2 protein-coding genes are annotated in these 20,930 nt (G+C 71.2%); both read left to right on the forward strand.

The window, feature by feature from the left end:
• Window positions 1-98: 98 nt before the first annotated feature.
• On the forward strand, window positions 99-8,009 hold the full coding sequence (locus tag ACZ63I_RS03900; protein WP_469335026.1) for an amino acid adenylation domain-containing protein: 7,911 nt from the start codon (window positions 99-101) through the stop codon (window positions 8,007-8,009).
• Entirely contained in the window at window positions 8,006-20,887 is a 12,882-nt protein-coding gene (locus tag ACZ63I_RS03905) for an amino acid adenylation domain-containing protein (RefSeq protein ID WP_469335028.1), read from the forward strand. The genes ACZ63I_RS03900 and ACZ63I_RS03905 overlap by 4 nt, the downstream gene beginning before the upstream one ends.
• The last annotated feature ends 43 nt before the right edge of the window (window positions 20,888-20,930 follow it).

The raw sequence follows: 20,930 nt of genomic DNA on the forward strand, positions 1-20,930 counted from the left end.
CAACGTTTCTTCATTCGCCGGTTCTCAATAGTCCGGTCTCATTCCCGGTAGTTTTCCGGGCTGTTGCACGCTTTTCATTCCTGTCGGAGGGTGGAGACTTGTCCATCAATGCTGGCGCTACGCTGCCCCTCACGGCCGCGCAACGCGAGATATGGATCGCCGAGCAGCGGCTGGGGAAGTCGAACCGGGTCTTCCGGGTGGGCGAGTATCTGGAGATCGACGGCCAAGTGGACCCGGCGCTGTTCGGGCAGGCGCTGCTGCTGGTCGTCGCCGAAGCCGCCGCCCTGCACGTCAACTTCGCCGAGGAGCGCGGCGAGGTCCGCCAGCGCGTGCGCGAAATCGGCGGCTGGGCACCGGCGTTCGTCGATCTGAGCAACGAGCCGGATCCGGCTGGGGCCGCCCGTGACTGGATGGATGCGGCGATCGCCCGGCCGATGGATCTCGCCGAGGACCGGCTGTTCGAGTACGCGCTGCTACGGCTGGAGGCCGGCCGCTTCTACTGGTACCAGGGCTACCACCACGCCGTCATGGACGCCTTCGGCTCGCTGCTGATCAACCGCCGGGTCGCCGACGTCTACAGCGCGCTCGCCCAGGGGCGTCCGGTGGGGCCGAGCCCGTTCGGATCCCTGTCCGACCTGCTGGCCGCCGAGCAGGAGTACCGCGACTCCGGCCGGTTCACCGACGACCGGGCCTACTGGACCGAGCAGTTCGCCGACCGGCCCGAGCCGGCCAGGATCGCCGACCGCCCGTCCACCACCCCCGAGCACTACCTCCGGCACACCGCGGGCATGGGGCCCGACGAGCTGGCGGAGCTGCGCGAAGCGGCCCGCAGGGCACGGGTCCCCTGGTCGTACCTGGTCATCACCGCCGCAGCCGTCTATCTGCACCGTACGACCGGTGTGCGGACCGTGGTCCTCGGCCTGCCGGTGACGGCCCGCCTCAGCCAGCTCCAGCGCCGTACGCCCGGCACGGCCGCCAACGTCCTCCCGCTCAGGCTCGCGCTCCGGCCGGACATGGCACTCGGTGAACTCCTCGCCCAAGTGGGGGAGCGCATAAGGGAACTGGGCAGCCACCAGCGGTACCGCGCCGAGGAACTCCAGCGCGATCTGGAGCTGCCCGGCCACGCGGGGACGTGGTTCGGACCGGTCGTCAACGTCATGTCCTTCGACTACGCCGTGACCTTCGACGGGCTGCCGACCACCGCGCACAACCTCTCCTCGGGCCTGGTGGGAGACTTCACGCTCGCCGTGTGGGACCGGCGCGACGGTACGGGACTGACCGTCGACCTCAACGCCCACCCCGAAATCTGCTCGGACGACGAACTGGCCGCTCATCAAAGGCGGTTGCTCGCCGTGCTGCGGTCCGTCGCCGCGATGGAGCCGGCCCTGCCGATCGGCCGGATCGACCTGCTCACGGACGAGGAACGCGCGGCCGTTCTGGCCGTTCCCGACACCGCCCCACCCGCCACGGAGGCGACGCTGGCGGGACTGTTCGAGGCGCAGGCCGCCAGCTCTCCGGACGCTGCGGCCGTGAGCTGTGGCGATACGGCTCTGACGTACGGGGAGTTGAACGAGCGGGCGAACCGGCTGGCCCATCTGCTGGTCGCTCGCGGGATGGGCCCCGAACGCGTCGTCGCGCTGGCCCTGCCCCGCTCCGTCGAGCTGGTCGTCGCGATCCTGGCGACGCTGAAGGCGGGTGCGGCCTATCTTCCGCTGGACCCCGCGTACCCGCCGGCCCGGCTGGCCCATATGGTCGATGACGCCCGTCCCGGCCTCCTCCTCAGCACCGCCACGGCGCAGGCCAACCTCCCCGACGTACACGACACTCCGGTCCTCCTCCTCGACGCCCCGGACGCGCTTCCCGCTGCCACCACCGACCACACGCACAACCCCGCCCCGGCGCTCGCACCCGACCACCCCGCCTACGTCATCTACACCTCCGGCTCCACCGGGCAGCCCAAGGGCGTCATCAACACCCACCGGAACGTGGTGCGGCTGTTCGACGCCACCCGGAAGTGGTTCGGCTTCGGCGCGGACGACGTCTGGACGCTGTTCCACTCCTACGCCTTCGACTTCTCCGTCTGGGAGCTGTGGGGAGCGCTGCTGCACGGCGGACGGCTGGTCGTGGTGCCCTACGAGATCAGCCGGACACCGGGCGCTTTCCTCGACCTGCTGGCCGACAACGGCGTCACCGTACTCAACCAAACCCCGACGGCCTTCTACCAGTTGACGCAAGCCGACGCCGACAGTTCCCGGCCCGCACGCCGACTCGCGCTGCGTACGGTCGTGTTCGGCGGTGAGGCCCTGCAAGCGTCCCGGCTCGCCGACTGGTACGAGCGCCATCCGGACGACGCGCCGCTGCTCGTCAACATGTACGGCATCACCGAGACCACGGTGCATGTGACGTACCAGCCGCTGACCCGCGACCACGCGGGCGCGGCGGCGGCCAGCGTGATCGGCGTCGGCATCCCCGATCTGCGCACCTATGTCCTGGACGGCGGGCTGCGGTTGGTGCCACCGGGTGTGGTGGGCGAGCTGTACGTCGCGGGCGCAGGGCTGGCGCGCGGCTATCTGGGCCGGCCCGGTCTGACGGCCGAGCGGTTCGTCGCCGACCCGTACGCTCCCGAGCCCGGCACCCGGATGTACCGGACCGGCGACCTCGTACGCCAGAACCCGCGAGGCGAACTGGAGTTCGCGGGCCGCGCCGACCACCAGGTCAAGATCCGGGGCTTCCGAATCGAGCCGGGCGAGATCGAGGCCGTACTGACCGACCATCCCGCCATCGCCCAGGCCACGGTGGTGGTGCGCGAAGCGCAGTCCGGTGACGCGCGGCTGGTGGCCTACGTGGTCGCGCGGGAGGCCGTCCTGGCCGAGGACGTAAGGGAGTTCACCCGGAGCCGACTGCCCGACTACATGGTGCCCTCGGCCGTCGTCCTGCTGGACCGCATGCCGCTGACGGCCAACGGAAAGCTGGACAAGGCGGCGCTCCCGGAGCCGGACGCCACGGTGCCGGTGTCCGGGCGTGCGGCCCGTACGCCGCAGGAGCAGATCGTCTGCGACCTGTTCGCGCAGGTGCTGGGGCTCTCGCGGGTCGGGGTCGACGACCACTTCTTCCACCTGGGCGGGCACTCCCTGCTGGCCACGCGGCTGATCGCCGAGGTACGGGTGGTGTTCGGGGTCGAGTTGGAGCTGCGTGCGCTCTTCGAGGGCCCGACTCCGGTGGAGGTGGCCGCGCTCCTGGACACCGCAGGCCCCGGCCGCCTGGCACTCGCACGCCGGCAGCGGCCCCCGGTCGTCCCTCTCTCCTCCGCCCAGCGGCGGCTCTGGTTCCTGCACCGCATGGAGGGGCCGAGCGCCACCTACAACATCCCGCTCGTCGTCCGGCTGTCCGGCGACCTCGACCAAACGGCCCTGCATGCCGCGCTCGGTGATGTGGTGGCCCGGCACGAGAGCCTGCGGACGGTGTTCCCGGAGGCCGAGGGCGTGCCGTACCAGCAGGTGCTGCCCGTCGAGGCGGCCGTACCGCGGCTGACCGTCACCCCGACAACCACGACCGAACTGCCGGCCGCCCTGGAGGCGGGCGCCCGTTACGCCTTCGCCCTGGCGACCGAACCCCCCTTGCGCGCCGAGCTGTTCACGCTGTCGGCGCGGGAGCACGCCCTTCTGGTCGTGGTGCACCACATCGCAGGCGACGGCTGGTCGATGGGCCTGCTGTCGCGGGAACTGACGGAGGCGTACACGGCGAGGACGCGGGGTGAGGTGCCGGACTGGTCGGAACTCCCGGTCCAGTACGCGGACTACACGCTGTGGCAGAACGAACTGCTCGGCGACCAGGACGACCCGGACAGCCTGTTCGCGACGCAGATCGAGTACTGGACACATGCGTTGGCGGATCTGCCGGACCAGCTCACCTTGCCCACCGAGCGGCCGCGTCCGGCGGTCATGTCGTATCGCGGGGACTATCTCACCGTCGACATCGACGCGGAACTGCATCAGCGGCTGGCCGACCTGGCACGGTCGACCGGTGCCAGTTTGTTCATGGTGCTCCAGGCGGGTCTTGCGGCCCTGCTCACTCGTCTCGGCGCGGGGAACGACATCCCGTTGGGCAGTCCGATCGCGGGCCGCACCGACCACAGTCTTGACGACCTCATCGGGTTCTTCGTCAACACGCTTGTCCTGCGGACGGACACCACCGGGAATCCGACCCTGACCGAGTTGATCACCCGTGTCCGTGAGACGTCCCTGGCCGCGTACGCCCATCAGGACGTGCCGTTCGAGTACCTGGTGGAACAGCTCAACCCCACCCGCACGCTGGCGCACCACCCGCTCTTCCAGACCATGCTCGCCCTCCAGAACGCCCCCGAGAGCGAGTTCGAGCTTCCCGGGCTGCGTGCCGGTGTGGAGTTGGGCAGGACGGGTACAGCGAAGTTCGACCTGTTCTTCAGCCTCGCCGAGCAACGGGGCAAGCAGGGCGAGCCGCAGGGCATCACGGGCGCGGTCGAGTACTCCAGCGACATCTACGACGCTGCCGGCGTCCAGATTCTCTTCGACCGCTGGGTACGGCTCCTCGACGCCGCCACCGCCGAGCCGGATCGTCCGTTGAGCACGATCGGCATCCTCACCGCAGCGGAACACCGCCAGATCGTCGGCGACTTCAACGACACCGCGCTCCCACTGCCCGACGCGTCCCTTGCCGACCTCTTCGCGCGGCAGGTGTCGGCAACACCCGATGCCGTGGCGGTGCGCGCCGGAGAGACCAGCCTGACCTACGGCGAACTCGACGCTCAGGCCGCCCAGTTGGCCTACGTACTGATCGCGCGAGGCGTGCGGCCGGGTGACTTTGTCGCCGTCCTGCTGCAACGCTCCGTCGCGACGGTCGCCACCGTGCTCGCTCTGACGAAGGCGGGGGCCGTCTATGTCCCGCTCGACGAGCGTTATCCGGCCGAGCGCATCAGCCATGTCCTCACCGACACCGGCGTCTCGCTGATCGTGACCGACGAGGCTTCAGAGGGGGGACTTGGCCCGCTGCCGGCGGACCTGCTCGTCATCGACTCGGCTGCCCGGAAGGACGAGAAGCATCAGGCACCGAATGTGCCCGTCGCTCCGGAGGCCGCCGCGTATGTGATGTATACGTCCGGTTCGACGGGTGTACCGAAGGGGATTGTCGTCACGCACCGCAATGTGGCGGCTCTCGCCCTGGATCCGCGGTTCGACGCCGATGCTCAGCAGCGGGTCCTGTTGCATTCGCCTCCGGCTTTCGACGCGTCGACCTATGAACTGTGGGTGCCTCTGCTCAACGGCGGGACCGTGGTGGTGGCCCCGGCGGGCGACCTGGATGTCCCGACTCTTCAGCGCGTCCTCGAAGAACAGCGAGTGACGGCTCTGTGGTTGACCAGCTCCCTGTTCGATGTGGTCGCCGACCATGCCCCGGAGTGTCTGGCGGGTGTGCGTCAGGTGTGGACGGGCGGTGAGGCGGTGTCTGCCACGTCGGTGCAGCGGGTGCGGGAGACCTGCCCTGCTGTGGTCGTGGTGGACGGGTACGGGCCGACGGAGACGACGACGTTCGCGACCTGCTATCCGGTGACGGCCGCCTATGCGGGTGGTCCGGTGGTGCCGATCGGTCGTCCGATGGGCAATATGCGTACGTACGTCCTTGACGACGGGCTGCGCCCGGTCCCGTTCGGTGTTGTCGGTGAGCTGCATATCGCGGGTGCGGGTCTGGCGCGCGGTTATCTGGGCCGGTCTGGTCTGACGGCTGAGCGGTTCGTCGCCGATCCGTACGCTCCCGAGCCCGGGGCGCGGATGTACCGGACCGGTGACCTGGTGCGCCAAAGCCCCGACGGGGTGCTGGAGTTCGTGGGGCGAGTGGACGACCAGGTGAAGATCCGGGGTTTCCGGATCGAGCCGGGTGAGATCGAGGCCGTACTGACCGACCATCCCGGCATCGCCCAAGCCGCCGTCCTCGTACGGGAGGACCAGCCCGGCGAGACCCGGCTCACCGCCTACGTCGTCCCCGTCACAGGGGCCGACGTACCGCCCGAAGAGCTGAGGGAGTTCACGCGGCGGCGCCTGCCGGACTACATGCTGCCGTCCGCGTTCGTCACGCTGGACCGGCTGCCGTTGACGGTCAACGGGAAGCTGGACCGGGCCGCGCTGCCCGCCGTCGGGCCGGTCGTCGGGACGGCGGCGCCCGGCTGTGAGCCGCGTACCGCGCGGGAGCGGCTGCTCGCCGAGTTGTTCGCGCAGGCGCTGGGCGTGGAACGGGTCGGGTGCGACGACGACTTCTTCGCGCTCGGCGGGGACAGCATCGTCTCGATCCGGCTGGTCAGCCTGGCGCGGGCGGCCGGTGTCGGGCTCGCGGTGCGGGATGTCTTCGAGCAGCGGACGGTGGCCGGACTGGCGCAGTGCGCCGAGGAGTTGGGTCGGCCGACCGCGCCTGACGACGACTCCGGCACCGGGACGCTGGAACCGACCCCGATCATGCGCTGGTTCGACGGGCGGGGCGGCGGCATCGACGCGTTCCACCAAGCCATGCTGCTGGAAGTGCCGGCCGGTCTGGGCGAGGAGCGTCTCACCGCAGCCGTCCAGGCGCTCGTGGACCACCATGACGCGCTGCGGCTGACCCGGACCCGGGCACCAGGTGGCGGTCCGGGTGGCGGTCCGGGTGGCGGTCCGGGTGGCGGTCCCAGCGACAGTCCGGACGGCGGGGCGTGGTCGCTGGAGGTCGGTCCCGTGGGCTCGGTTTCGGCCGCCGATCTGGTGCACCGCGTCGACCTCGGAGGCGCGGACATCGACGAGGCACTGGTCCGCGACCAGGCGGAGGCGGCAGCCGCGCGGCTGTCGGCTGAGCGGGGGCTGCTGCTCCAGGCGGTCTGGTTCGACGCCGGACCGGCCCGTTCCGGAAGGCTGCTGTTCCTCGTCAGCCATCTGGTCGTGGACGGGGTGTCCTGGCGGATCCTGCTGCCTGACCTGATCGCCGCCTGGGAGGCGGCCGGGCTCGGTCGCCCGCCCCTGCTGGCTCCGGTCGGCACCTCGCTGCGCCGCTGGTCGCGGCTGCTGGCGGCGGAGGCCGGGCGGCCGGCCCGCGTCGCCGAGGCCCCGCTGTGGACCGGCTTGCTCACCGCCGCCGACCCGCCGCTGACGTCCGGCCGACTGGATCCCGTACGGGACACGGTGGGCCGCGCCTGCGACCTCACGCTCTCCCTTCCGCCCGACATCACAGCGCCGCTCCTGACCACGGTGCCGACGGCCTTCCACGCCGGGGTGAACGACGTACTGCTGACGGCCCTCGCCCTCGCGGTCGCCCAGTGGCGCCGGGGCCACGCGCGCGGCCGGCACACCGCGCTGCTGATGGATGTGGAGGGACACGGGCGCGAGGAGATCGTCGACGGCGCGGATCTGTCGCGCACCGTGGGCTGGTTCACCTCGCTCTATCCCGTCCGGGTCGATCCGGGCCCGTCGGCCTGGGAAGACGTCGTCAACGGCGGACCGGGTCTCGGGCAGGCGCTGAAGCGGGTCAAGGAGCAATTGCGGTCCCTGCCCGACCGGGGCATGGGCTTCGGTCTGCTGCGCCACCTCAATCCCGAGACCGGGCCCGGTCTGGCCGAACTCGGCACGCCACAAATCGGATTCAACTACCTGGGCCGGTTCCCCTCCGCGGGGACGCCAGTTGTGCCCGGCAACCCCGCCTGGACGATGGCGCCGGAGACGGGGCTGCTGAGCGGCGCCGATCCCGCGACCGCCCTGGCACACGGACTTGAGGTCAACTCGATGGTCCGCGACGCCAAGGACGGGCCGTGGCTGGAGGCCGTCTGGACGTGGGCCCCCGCTCTCTGGTCCGAGCAGCACGTACGGGACCTGGCCGAGCAGTGGTTCCAGGCGATCCGGGGCCTGGTGCGGCACAGCGACCAGTCCGGTACGGGCGGCCACACCCCCTCGGACTTCCCTCTGACCGAACTCAGCCAGCACGACATCGAGCAGCTCGAAGCCGCGTGGAGGATTCAGAAATGACGTCGTCGGGCCTGGAAGACATACTCCCCCTCTCCCCGATGCAGGAGGGGCTGCTGTTCCACTCCCGCTACGAGCAGGACGGCGCGGACGTCTACGCGGTGCAGCACGTCTTCGCCGTCGAGGGCGATCTCGACGCGGCGCGGCTGCGGTCGGCCGTCGGCGCCGTCGTCCAGCGGCATCCGAACCTGCGCGCCGGCTTCCGGCAGGTGGACTCGGGTCAGAGCGTGCAGTTGATACCGCGTCAGGTCGACATCCCCTGGGAGGAGTTCGATCTCTCCTCGCTGCCCGGCGCCGAGGCGGAGGCGGAGCTGGCCCGGCTCGCGGCCAAGGAGCATGCCCGCCGTTTCGATCTGGCCGAACCGCCGCTGCTGCGCTTCTCCTTGGTACGCCTGGCCAAGGACCGCCACCGCCTGATCATGACCACCCACCACATCCTGCTCGACGGCTGGTCGACCCCCATCCTGGTCCGCGAGCTGATCGCCCTGTACGGCAGCTTCGGCGACGCCACCGTCCTGCCGAGGGTCACCCCCTACCGCCAATACCTCAGCTCGCTGGCGCAGTTGGACCGGCCCGCTGCGGAGGGGGCCTGGCACGAGGCGCTGGCGGGACTTGAGCAGCCGACCTTGCTCACGCCGGTGGATCCGGCGCGCCCCGCACGGATGCCGGACCGGATCACCGTGGAGCTGGACGAGGAACGCACGGCGGCGGTCGCCGAGTGGGCGCGCCGGGAGGGCGTGACCATGAACACCGTCCTTCAGGCGGGCTGGGGGCTGGTGCTGAGCCGGCGCACGGGCCACGACGATGTGGTGTTCGGGGCCGTCGTGGCGGGCCGCGACCCGCAACTCCCCGGTGTCGAGGCCATGGTGGGCCTGCTCATCGACATGGTGCCCGTCCGGGTCGAGCTGGACCCTGCCCGGTCGCTGCGGTCCGCTGTCGCGCGGCTCCAGGACGCCCAGTCGCGGCTGACCGCGTACCACCACCTCGGCCTCGCCCGCATTCAGCAACTGGCCGGTCTCGGCGACCTCTTCGACACGGCCCTGGTGTTCGAGAACTATCCCTGGGACGACCCGGCCGACCTGCCGGACACCGGCCTGCGGATCACTCCGGACCTCGGCGGCGGGCGGGACGCGACCCACTATCCGCTCACCCTGATCGCCGCCCCCGGCCGCCGTCTCTACCTCCGGCTCGACTACCGCGACGACCTGTTCGACCGCGCGACGGCCGCCGGTTTCCTCGACCGGCTGATCGAGGTGCTCGACCTTGTCGTCACGGACCCGGACCGGCCGCTCGGCCGTGTCGACCTGCTCACCGAGCAGGAGCGGTCCGCCGTCCTGCCCGTGCCCGAGCGGATCGCACCGGCGACAGGGACGACCTTGCCCGGGTTGTTCGAGGCGTGGGCCGGTCGGAGCCCGGAAGCTGCGGCTGTGGTCTGCGGCGATACGACCCTGACGTACGGGGAGTTGAACGAGCGGGCGAACCGGCTGGCGCATCTGCTGGTGGCCCGCGGCACGGGTCCGGAACACGTCGTCGGCCTCGCGCTGCCGCGCTCGACCGAGCTGATCGTCGCGATCCTAGCGACGCTGAAGGCGGGGGCGGCCTACCTTCCGCTGGACCCCGAGTACCCGCCGGCCCGGCTGGCCCACATGGTCACCGACGCCCGTCCCGGCCTCCTCCTCACCACCACGGCGGTGCGGGCCAACCTCCCCGACGTACCGGGGACTTCGGTTCTCCTTCTCGACGCCTCTGACACGCTTGACGGCCCGGACACGCTTGACGGCCCGGACACGCTTGACGGCCCGGACACGCTTGACGGCCCTGACACACTCGACACCCCTGACACACTCGACACCCCGGACACGCTTCCTGCGGCCACCGGCGACCACACGCGCAACCCCGCCCCGGCACTCGCACCCGGCCATCCCGCCTACGTCATCTACACCTCCGGTTCCACCGGACGGCCCAAGGGCGTCGTCATGCCGGCGGGTGCGCTGCTGAACCTCCTGGAGTGGCACCACAGGGCGGTCGGTGGTGAACCTGGCACCAGGACGGCGCAGTTCACGGCGATCAGCTTCGACGTGTCCGCGCAGGAGATCCTGTCGGCCCTCTGCTTCGGCAAGACCCTGGTCGTGCCCGCCGAGGACGTCCGCCGGGACGCGGCACGGTTCGCCGTCTGGCTGGACGAGCAGCGGGTGGCGGAGCTGTTCGCGCCGAACCTGGTCCTTGAGGCGCTTGCCGAGGCCGCCGCCGAGCAGGGCCGTACGCTGCCCCGGCTGCGGACGATCGCCCAGGCCGGTGAGGCGCTGACGCTGAGCCGCCCGGTACGCGAGTTCCATCGGTCGGCGCCGGGCCGCACGCTGCACAACCACTACGGACCCACCGAGACGCACGTGGTCACCGCCCACACCCTGGCCGCCGATCCCGACGACTGGCCGCTGCCCGCGCCGATCGGCCGCCCGATCGCCAACACCCGTGCCTACGTGCTCGGTTCCGGGCTGCGTCCGGTGGCGCCCGGTGTGGTGGGCGAGCTGTACATCGGGGGTACGGGGGTGGCCCGCGGCTATCTGCGCCGGCCCGGCCTGACGGCGGAGCGGTTCGTCGCCGACCCGTACGCTCCCGAGCCCGGCGCCCGGATGTACCGCACCGGCGACCTGGTGCGCAGGAACGCGCGGGGCGAGCTGGAGTTCCTGGGGCGCGCCGACCACCAGGTCAAGGTCAGGGGCTTCCGTATCGAGCCCGGCGAGATCGAGGCCGTACTGACCGACCACCCCGACATCGCCCAGGCAGCCGTGCTCGCCCGCGAGGACCAGCCCGGCAGGACCCGGCTGGTGGCGTACGTGGTGGCGCGGGAGGCCCGGGATGCGCGGGAGGCCCGGGAGGCGCTGCGGCCCGACGGCGTCAAGGAGTTCGCGCGGGGCCGGCTGCCCGAGCACATGGTCCCTTCGGCCGTCGTACCGCTGGAACAGCTTCCGTTGACGGCCAACGGCAAGCTGGACCGTGCGGCACTGCCCGCGCCCGAGTTCACCTCGGCCGGCGGCGGGCGTGAGGCCCGTACGCCGCAGGAGCAGATCGTCTGCGACCTGTTCGCCCAGGTGCTGGGGCTGCCGAGCGTCGGTGTCGACGCCGACTTCTTCGACCTCGGCGGCCACTCCCTGCTCGCCACGCGGCTGATCGCCCGGATCCGGGCCGCCTTCAGCGTCGAGATCGGCCTGCGCACGCTCTTCGAGGTCCGGACGGCCGGCGCTGTCGCGGCCTGCCTCGACACGGCAGGGCCCGCACGGCTCGCCCTGACCAGGCAGGCACTGCCCGACGTCGTACCGCTGTCCTTCGCCCAGCGCCGGCTGTGGTTCCTGCACAAGATGGAAGGGCCGAGCGCCACCTACAACATCCCGCTCGTCCTGCGGCTGACGGGTGAGCTGGACCATGAGGCCCTGCGCGCTGCCATGCGCGATGTGGTGGCCCGGCACGACAGCCTGCGCACCGTGTTCCCCGAAGTCGACGGAACTCCGCACCAGCAGGTCCTCGACACCGGCACCGTCGAGCTGCCCGCCGTCGACATCGGTGAGGCCGATCTGCCGCACGCTCTGACGGCCGCGGGCCGCCACACCTTCAGCCTCGCGACCGAATCGCCCCTGCGCGCCGAGCTGTTCCGCCTCGCACCCGACCGGCACGTCCTCCTTCTCGTCCTGCACCACATCGCGGGCGACGGCTGGTCGCTGGGTCCGCTCGCCTCCGATCTGGCCCGCGCGTACACGGCGCGGGCGCGCGGGGAGGCGCCGGGCTGGTCGCAACTCCCGGTGCAGTACGCGGACTACACGCTGTGGCAGAACGAACTGCTCGGCGACCAGGACGACCCGGACAGCCTCTTCGCGACGCAGATCGAGTACTGGACGCGGACGTTGGCCGATCTGCCGGACCAACTGACGCTGCCGACCGACCGGCCGCGTCCGGCGGTCATGTCGTATCGCGGTGACTACGTCACCGTCGACATCGACGCGGAACTGCATCAGCGGCTGGCCGACCTGGCACGGTCGACGGGTGCCAGTCTGTTCATGGTGCTCCAGGCGGGCCTCGCGGCCCTGCTCACCCGCCTTGGTGCGGGCAACGACATCCCCTTGGGCACCCCCATCGCGGGCCGCACCGACCACAGTCTTGACGACCTCATCGGGTTCTTCGTCAACACGCTCGTCCTGCGGACGGACACCGCGGGCAATCCCACCCTCACCGAGCTGATCACCCGTGTCCGCGAGACATCGCTTGCCGCGTACGCCCATCAGGACGTGCCGTTCGAGTACCTGGTGGAGCACCTCAACCCCACCCGCACCCTGGCCCACCACCCGCTGTTCCAGGTCATGCTCGCCCTGCAGAACGCCCCCGAGGCGGCCTTCCGCCTTCCCGGGCTGGACATCGACATGGCGCCCGGCCGCACCCACACCGCCAAGTTCGACCTCTTCTTCAGCCTGGCGGAGCAGCGGGGTGCCCAGGGCGAGCCGCAGGGGATCACCGGCGCCGTCGAGTACTCCAGCGACATCTACGACGCCGCCAGCGTCCAGACCCTCTTCGACCGCTGGGTACGGCTCCTCGACACCGCCACCACCCATGTCGACCAACCGCTCGACGACATCGACCTCCTCACCGCCGAAGAACACCGCTCGGTGCTCGACACGTGGCTGCGCACCGAGGCCGAGATCGGCGAAGAGCTGGTGCCGGTGCGGTTCGCCGGGCAGGCGCGGGCCACTCCGGACGCGGTCGCGCTGGTCGCGGGCGACACGTCCCTGACGTACGCCGAACTGAACAGCCGCGCCAACCGGTTGGCGCACGCCCTGCTCCGCCTGGGCGCGGGCCCCGACCGGGTGGTGGCGCTCGCGCTGCCGCGCTCGGCCGATCTGGTCGTCGCGCTGCTGGCGGTGCTCAAGTCCGGTGCCGCGTACCTGCCGTTGGACCTGGATCATCCGGCCGGGCGTATCGAGTACACGCTGGCCGACGCGGCTCCCGCGCTGCTGCTCACCACCCTGGCGACGGACGCGTTGCTGCCGGGCGGCGGCGGTTCGGCGCGGCGGCTGGCGCTGGACTCCCCGGACGCGCGGGCGCTGTTGGCCGACTGCCCCGACACCGACCCGGCCGACGCGGACCGTGCCGCTCCGCTGCGCACCGCCGACGCCGCGTACGTGATCTACACGTCCGGCTCGACGGGCCGGCCCAAGGGCGTGGTCGTGCCGCACGCGGCGCTGCTCAACTTCCTTGTGGCCATGGGGCGGAAGGTCCCGCTCCGGCCCGCCGACCGGCTGCTCGCCGTCACCACCGTCGCCTTCGACATCGCCGCCCTGGAGCTGTACCACCCGCTGCTCTCGGGCGCCGCGGTCGTCCTCGCGCCCAAGGAGGCCGTCCCCCAGCCGTCCGCCGTGCTCGACCTGATCGCGCGGCACGGCGTCACCGTCGTGCAGGGGACGCCGTCCCTGTGGCAACTGCTCGTCGCACACGACGCGCAGGCGCTGCGCGGACTGCGCGTCCTGGTCGGCGGCGAGGCGCTGCCCGTGGCACTCGCCGACTCGCTGCGGTCCCTCACCGATGAGCTGACCAATCTCTACGGGCCGACGGAGACGACCATCTGGTCCACCGCCGCCGACCTGGCCGGCGGCACCGGTGCGCCGCCCATCGGCCGGCCGATCGCCAACACCCGGGTGTACGTGCTGGACGACGGGCTGCGGTTGGTGTCACCGGGTGTGGTGGGGGAGCTGTACATCGCGGGTGCGGGTGTGGCCCGCGGCTATCTGGGCCGGCCCGGCCTCACCGCCGAGCGGTTCGTCGCCGACCCGTACGGCAGTGCCCCCGGCGCCCGGATGTACCGGACCGGCGACCTGGTGCGCTGGACCCCTGACGGCGAGCTGGAGTTCATCGGCCGCGCCGACCACCAGGTCAAGATCCGGGGCTTCCGTATCGAGCCCGGCGAGATCGAAGCCGTACTGACCGACCACCCCGACATCGCTCAGGCAGCCGTGCTCGTACGCGAGGACGAGTCCGGCGACGCGCGGCTGGCGGCCTACGTCGTCGCCGACACCTCGAAGCGCACACACGACGAGAAGCTGGAACGCAACCAACTGGACGAGTGGCAGGACCTGTACGACTCCGTCTACACCAGCGCGTCCGAGCACGCGCTCGGCGAGAACTTCGCGAGCTGGAACAGCAGTTACGACGGCCGGCCGATCCCGCTGTCCGAGATGCGCGAATGGCGCGACACCACCGTCGAGCGCATCAAGTCGCTCCGTCCGCGCCGCGTTCTCGAACTCGGCGTCGGCACCGGGCTGCTCCTGGCCGGTCTCGCGCCCGAGTGCGAGGAGTACTGGGGGACGGACTTCTCGCCCACCGTCATCGAGGAACTGCGGCGGCACGTCGAAGCGGATCCCGTCCTCGCCTCCCGGGTCCGGCTGCGCACCCGGCCCGCGCACGACTTCGACGGCCTCCCGGCAGGCCACTTCGACACGGTCGTCCTCAACTCCGTCGTCCAGTACTTCCCGAGCGCCGGCTATCTGGAACAGGTCGTCGCCAACGCCGTCCGCGCGCTCGCCCCGGGCGGAGCCCTCTTCATCGGTGACATCCGCAACCTGCGGCTGCTGCGCACCTTCACCGCCGCCGTCCACACCGCGCGCGCCGACGATCCGACGGACACGGCCGCCGTTCGCCGGGCCGTCGAGCACAGCCTCGTGCTGGAGAAGGAACTCCTGCTGGACCCGGAGTACTTCACCGCACTCGCCCAGCACATCCCCGACCTGGCCGGCACCGACATCCAGCTCAAGCACGGCACCGCACACAACGAACTCACCCGCTACCGCTACGACGCCACCCTCTACAAGACCGGCGCCACCACCTACGCCCTCACCGGCATCCCCACCCGGCCCTGGCCCCGGCACACCGACCCCGCCACCGCGCTCGCCGACCTGAGCCACCACCTCGAAGCCGAACGCCCCGCCCAACTCCGCGTCACCGGCGTCCCGAACCCCCGCCTCGCCCCCGAACTCACCCTCCAGCAGGCCCTCTACGGCGACGCGCAGCCGCCCGCCGGCATCGGCCCGTCGCCGTCCCCGGTCACGCTGGAGGCCCTGCACACCCTGGGCGACGAGCGCGGCTACCGCACCACGGTCACCTGGAACACCCACGACAGCGACACGGTCGATGTCGTCCTGCTCGACCGGAGCCGGACCCCCGAAGGCGTTCCCGTCGGCACCTACGCCCCGGTCAGCACGGCCACTTCCGGTACGCCCCTGTCCACCTGGACGACCAACCCCGCCGCCCGCCGGGGCACCGGCGCCCTCGTCACGAAGCTCCGCGAGCACACGCGCCACCACCTCCCCGGGTACATGATCCCGGCGTTCATCGTCCCCCTCGACCGGCTTCCGCTGACGGCCAACGGCAAGCTGGACCGTGCGGCGCTGCCCGCGCCCGAGTTCACCTCGGCCGGCGGTGGCCGTGAGGCCCGTACGCCGCAGGAGCAGATCGTCTGCGACCTGTTCGCGCAGGTGCTGGGGCTCTCGCGGGTTGGCGTCGACGACCACTTCTTCCACCTCGGCGGCCATTCGCTGCTGGCCACGCGGCTGATCGCGCAGGTCAGGGCCGTCTTCGGGGTCGAGCTTGAGCTGCGTGCGCTCTTCGAGGGCCCGACGCCCGCGGACGTGGCCGCGCTCCTGGACACCGCGGGGCCCGGCCGCCTGGCGCTCACCCGGCGCGGTCGGCCCGACCCCACGCCGCTGTCCTTCGCCCAGCGCCGGCTCTGGTTCATCCACAAGATGGAGGGCCCCAGCGCCACGTACAACATCCCGCTGGCCCTGCGCCTGACCGGCGACCTGGACCGCGACGCGCTGCGCGCCGCGCTCGGTGATGTGGTGGCGCGGCACGAGAGCCTGCGGACGGTGTTCCCCGAGGCCGAGGGCTTCCCGTTCCAGCGGGTGCTCCCCGCCGAAGAGGCCGCGCCCCGGCTGACCGTCACCCCGACGACCGAGTCCGAGCTGCCGGACGTCCTCACATCGGCGTCCCGCCACCCCTTCGACCTGGCCGTCGAACCACCCCTGCGGGCCGACCTGTTCGAGCTGTCGGCGCGGGAGCGCGTCCTGCTGCTGGTCGTTCACCACATCGCGGGCGACGGCTGGTCGCTGGGTCCGCTCGCCTCCGATCTGGCCCGTGCGTACACGGCGCGGTCGGGGGGAGAGGCGCCGGGCTGGTCGGAACTCGCGGTGCAGTACGCGGACTACACGCTGTGGCAGAACGAACTGCTCGGCGACCAGGACGACCCGGACAGCCTGTTCGCGACGCAGATCGAGTACTGGACGCGGACGTTGGCCGATCTGCCGGACCAACTGACGCTGCCGACCGACCGGCCGCGTCCGGCAGTCATGTCGTATCGCGGTGACTACGTCACCGTCGACATCGACGCGGAACTGCATCAGCGGCTGACGGACCTGGCACGGTCCACCGGCGCCAGTTTGTTCATGGTGCTCCAGGCGGGCCTCGCGGCCCTGCTCACCCGCCTTGGTGCGGGCAACGACATCCCGTTGGGCAGTCCTATCGCGGGCCGCACCGACCACAGTCTTGACGATTTGATCGGGTTCTTCGTCAACACGCTTGTCCTGCGGACGGACACCGCCGGGAATCCGACCCTGACCGAGTTGATCACTCGTGTCCGGGAGACGTCTCTTGCCGCGTACGCCCATCAGGACGTGCCGTTCGAGTACCTGGTGGAGCACCTCAACCCCACCCGCACGCTGGCGCACCACCCGCTCTTCCAGACCATGCTCGCCCTGCAGAACGCCCCCGAGGCGGCCTTCCGGCTTCCCGGGCTGGACATCGACATAGCCCCGGGGCGCACCCACACCGCCAAGTTCGACCTCTTCATCAGCCTCGCCGAGCGGCGCGGCTCCCACGGCGAACCCCAGGGGATCAGCGGCGCCATCGAGTACTCCAGCGACATCTACGACGCCCCCAGCGTCCAGATTCTCTTCGACCGCTGGGTACGGCTCCTCGGCGCCGCCACTGCCGATCCGGACCGGCCTCTCAGTACGGTCGGCATCCTCTCCGCGACCGAACAGCGGCAGATCCTCGGCGACTTCAACGCCACCGCACTGCCGCTTCCCGAGGCGTCCCTCGCCGACCTCTTCGCGCGGCAGGCTGCCACGTCTCCTGATGCCCCGGCGGTCACGGACGGGAAGGCGTCGCTGTCGTATGCGCAACTTGACTCGCAAGCGGACCAGTTGGCGCGTGAGCTGACCACCCGAGGAGTCCGGCCGGGCGACTCCGTGGCCGTCCTGCTGCAACGCTCCGTCGCGACGGTCGCCACCGTGCTCGCCCTGACGAAGGCCGGCGCTGTCTACGTCCCTCTCGACGAGCGTTATCCGGCCGATCGCATCCGCCACGTCCTCACCGAAACCGGCGCGCGCCTGCTGGTGACCGACGAGCAGTCGGATCCCCAACTGGAGTCCGACACATGCGAGGTCTTCCGGATCACCTCGTTGGGGCAGGTGACGGTCGACCCCGGCGACCTCAAGGTCACCGTCGCTCCGGAGGCCGCCGCGTATGTGATGTATACGTCCGGTTCGACGGGTGTTCCCAAGGGGATTGTCGTCACGCACCGCAATGTGGCGGCTCTCGCCCTGGATCCGCGGTTCGACGCCGAAGCGCATCGGCGGGTCCTGCTGCACTCGCCCACGGCTTTCGACGCCTCGACCTATGAACTGTGGGTGCCTCTGCTCAACGGCGGGACCGTTGTCGTGGCGCCGTCCGGGGATCTGGATGTCCCGACTCTTCAGCGCGTTCTCACCGAGCAGCGGGTGACCGCTTTGTGGCTGACCAGTTCTCTCTTCGACGTGGTTGCCGACCATGCCCCGGAGTGTCTGGCAGGGGTCCGTCAGGTGTGGACGGGCGGTGAGGCGGTGTCTGCCACGTCGGTGCAGCGGGTGCGGGAGACCTGCCCTGCTGTGGTCGTGGTGGACGGGTACGGGCCGACGGAGACGACGACGTTCGCGACCTGCTATCCGGTGACGGCCGCCTATGCGGGTGGTCCGGTGGTGCCGATCGGTCGTCCGATGGGCAATATGCGTACGTACGTTCTTGACGATGGGCTGCGCCCGGTCCCGTTCGGTGTTGTCGGTGAACTCCACATCGCGGGTGCGGGTCTGGCGCGCGGTTATCTGGGCCGGTCTGGTCTGACGGCTGAGCGGTTCGTCGCCGACCCGTACGCCCCGGAGCCCGGCGCCCGGATGTACCGGACCGGTGACCTGGTGCGCCAAAGCCCCGACGGGGTGCTGGAGTTCGTGGGGCGTGTGGACGACCAGGTGAAGATCCGGGGTTTCCGGATCGAGCCGGGTGAGATCGAGGCCGTACTGACCGACCACCCCGGCATCGCCCAGGCCGCCGTCCTCGTACGCGAGGACCAGCCCGGCGAAACCCGGCTCACCGCCTACGTCGTCGCCGACACCGAAGCGGCGACGCCTGGCGAGGAAGGGGAGCGGAGCCAGATCGGGGAGTGGCAGGACCTGTACAACTCGCTCTACGCCGAGCCCGATGCGGAGTTCGGCGAGGACTTCTCCGGCTGGAACAGCAGTTACGACGGGGGGCCCATCCCGCTCCCCGAGATGCAGGAGTGGCGCGCGGCGACGGTCGAGCGGATCAGGGCGCTCAACCCCCGCAGAGTCCTGGAGATCGGTGTCGGCACCGGTCTGCTGCTCGCCGGTCTCGCCCCGGAGTGCGAGGAGTACTGGGGGACGGACTTCTCGCCCACGGTCGTGGACGCCCTGCGGCGCCACGTCGACGCGGACGCCGAGTTGGCCCGCCGGGTCACACTGCGGGTGCAAGCCGCCCACGAGCACGGGGATCTGCCGCAGGGGCACTTCGACACGGTCGTCCTCAACTCCGTCGTCCAGTACTTCCCGAACGCCGGCTATCTGGAGCAGGTCGTCGAGCAGGCCTTCCGGCTACTTGCCCCCGGCGGGGCCGTGTTCCTCGGTGACATCCGCAATCCGCGGCTGCTGCGTACGTTCACCAGCGCCGTCCAGGCGGCCTGCGCCGACGATCCCGGTGACACCACCGCCGTGCGCAGGGCCGTGGAGCAGAGCCTGGTGCTGGAGAAGGAACTCCTGGTCGACCCGGAGTACTTCACCGCACTCGCCGGCCACGTCCCCGACCTGGCGGGCTCCGATATCCAGCTCAAGCGCGGCGGCGCACACAACGAACTCACCCGCTACCGCTACGACGCCACCCTCTACAAGACGGGCATCACCACCCAGCCCCTGACCGACATCCCTACCCGGCCCTGGCCCCGGGAACTCGGCACCCTCGCCGCGCAGTTGCGCACTGCGCGCCCCGAGCGGCTGCGGGTGACCGGCGTCCCCAACGCGCGTGTCGCGCACGATCTCGCCGTACAGCACGCCCTCGAAACCGGGACGGCGCCGACGGGGCCGGCCGCCCCCGGTGTCGATCCGGAGGAACTGCACCGGCTGGGGGAGGAGTCCGGCTACTGGACCGCGGTGAGCTGGAGCGCCCACGATCCGGGCGCGGTCGACGTCACGTACGTCCGGCGCGGGCTCATGGCGGAGGGCGTCGCCGTCGGTGCGTACGCCGCCGCGAGTGCGGCCGGGGCGGCGGGGCCGTTGTCCTCCTGGACCACCAGTCCGGCAGCGGGCCGGGACACCGGTGCGCTGCTCGCCGCCCTGCGCGAGCACACCCGGCGCCGGCTGCCCGACTACATGCGCCCCGCCGCGATCGTCCCGCTCGACCGGCTGCCGCTGACCGCCAACGGCAAGCTCGACCGTGCCGCGCTGCCCGTATTCGCCCCTGAGCGGACCGACATCGGCCGGGCCCCCGGCACCCCGCAGGAGCAGGTCGTCTGCGAGCTGTTCGCCGAGGTGCTCGGACGGCCCGTGGTCGGGGTGGACGAGGACTTCTTCGACCTGGGCGGGCACTCCTTGCTGGCCACCCGGCTCACGGCCCGGCTGCGGGCCGCGTTCGGGGTCGAGTTGGGACTGCGCAGCCTGTTCGAGGCGCCGACCCCGGGCGGGATCGCGGCCCGGCTCGACGTGGACGACGCGGACGGCTCGTACGAGGTGGTGCTGCCGCTGCGCACCGGGGGCAGCCGGCCGCCGCTGTTCTTCGTCCATCCGGGCGGTGGCATCAGTTGGTCGTACAGCGCGCTGATCAAGCAACTCGCCCCGCAGTACCCGCTGTACGGGATCCAGGCGCGCAGCCTGGGCCGTCCGGAACCCCGTCCTGCCAGCGTCGAGGAGATGGCGGTGGACTACGCCGACCAGATCCAGGGCGTGCAGCCGCACGGCCCCTACCACCTGGCCGGCTGGTCCTACGGCGGGCTCTGCGCGCATGCGCTGGCCGCCGAGTTCCAGCGGCGCGGCGAACCGGTCGCGCTGGTCGCCGTGCTCGACGTCATCCCCGACTGGCAGGGGCTGACGCACGCCGACGTCCCCGCCCCCGACGAGCGGGTGATGCTGCTGTACCACGTCGGTCTTGTGGACGACGGGAGCCGGCGGGAGGACGAGGAGCTGACCTTCGCCGAGGCGCGGGACATCCTGCGCCGCCAGGGCAGCGCGCTGGCCAACCTGGACGAGGACCGGCTCGCCGCGATCACCGAGATCTCGGCGAACAACACCCATCTGGCCATCGACTACCGGCCCGCCCCGATCGACGGCGACCTGCTGCTGATCGCCTGTTCGGAGCAGCAGGACCCGCCGGTGGACGCCGCCGCCTGGCAGCCGTACGTGCGCGGCGCCGTGGAGGCCCATGTGGTGCCCGGTGAGCACGGCGCCATGCTGACCCGGCCGGACACGCTGGCCGAGATCGGCCGGGTCCTGTCGGCCAAGCTCCATGAGCTGTCCGGCGACGAGTGAGCGTCGCGGGCCGCCTTCGAGACCTCTCTCTCCGCCTTTCTGC

This window comes from Streptomyces sp. NPDC087906, from assembly GCF_055584925.1.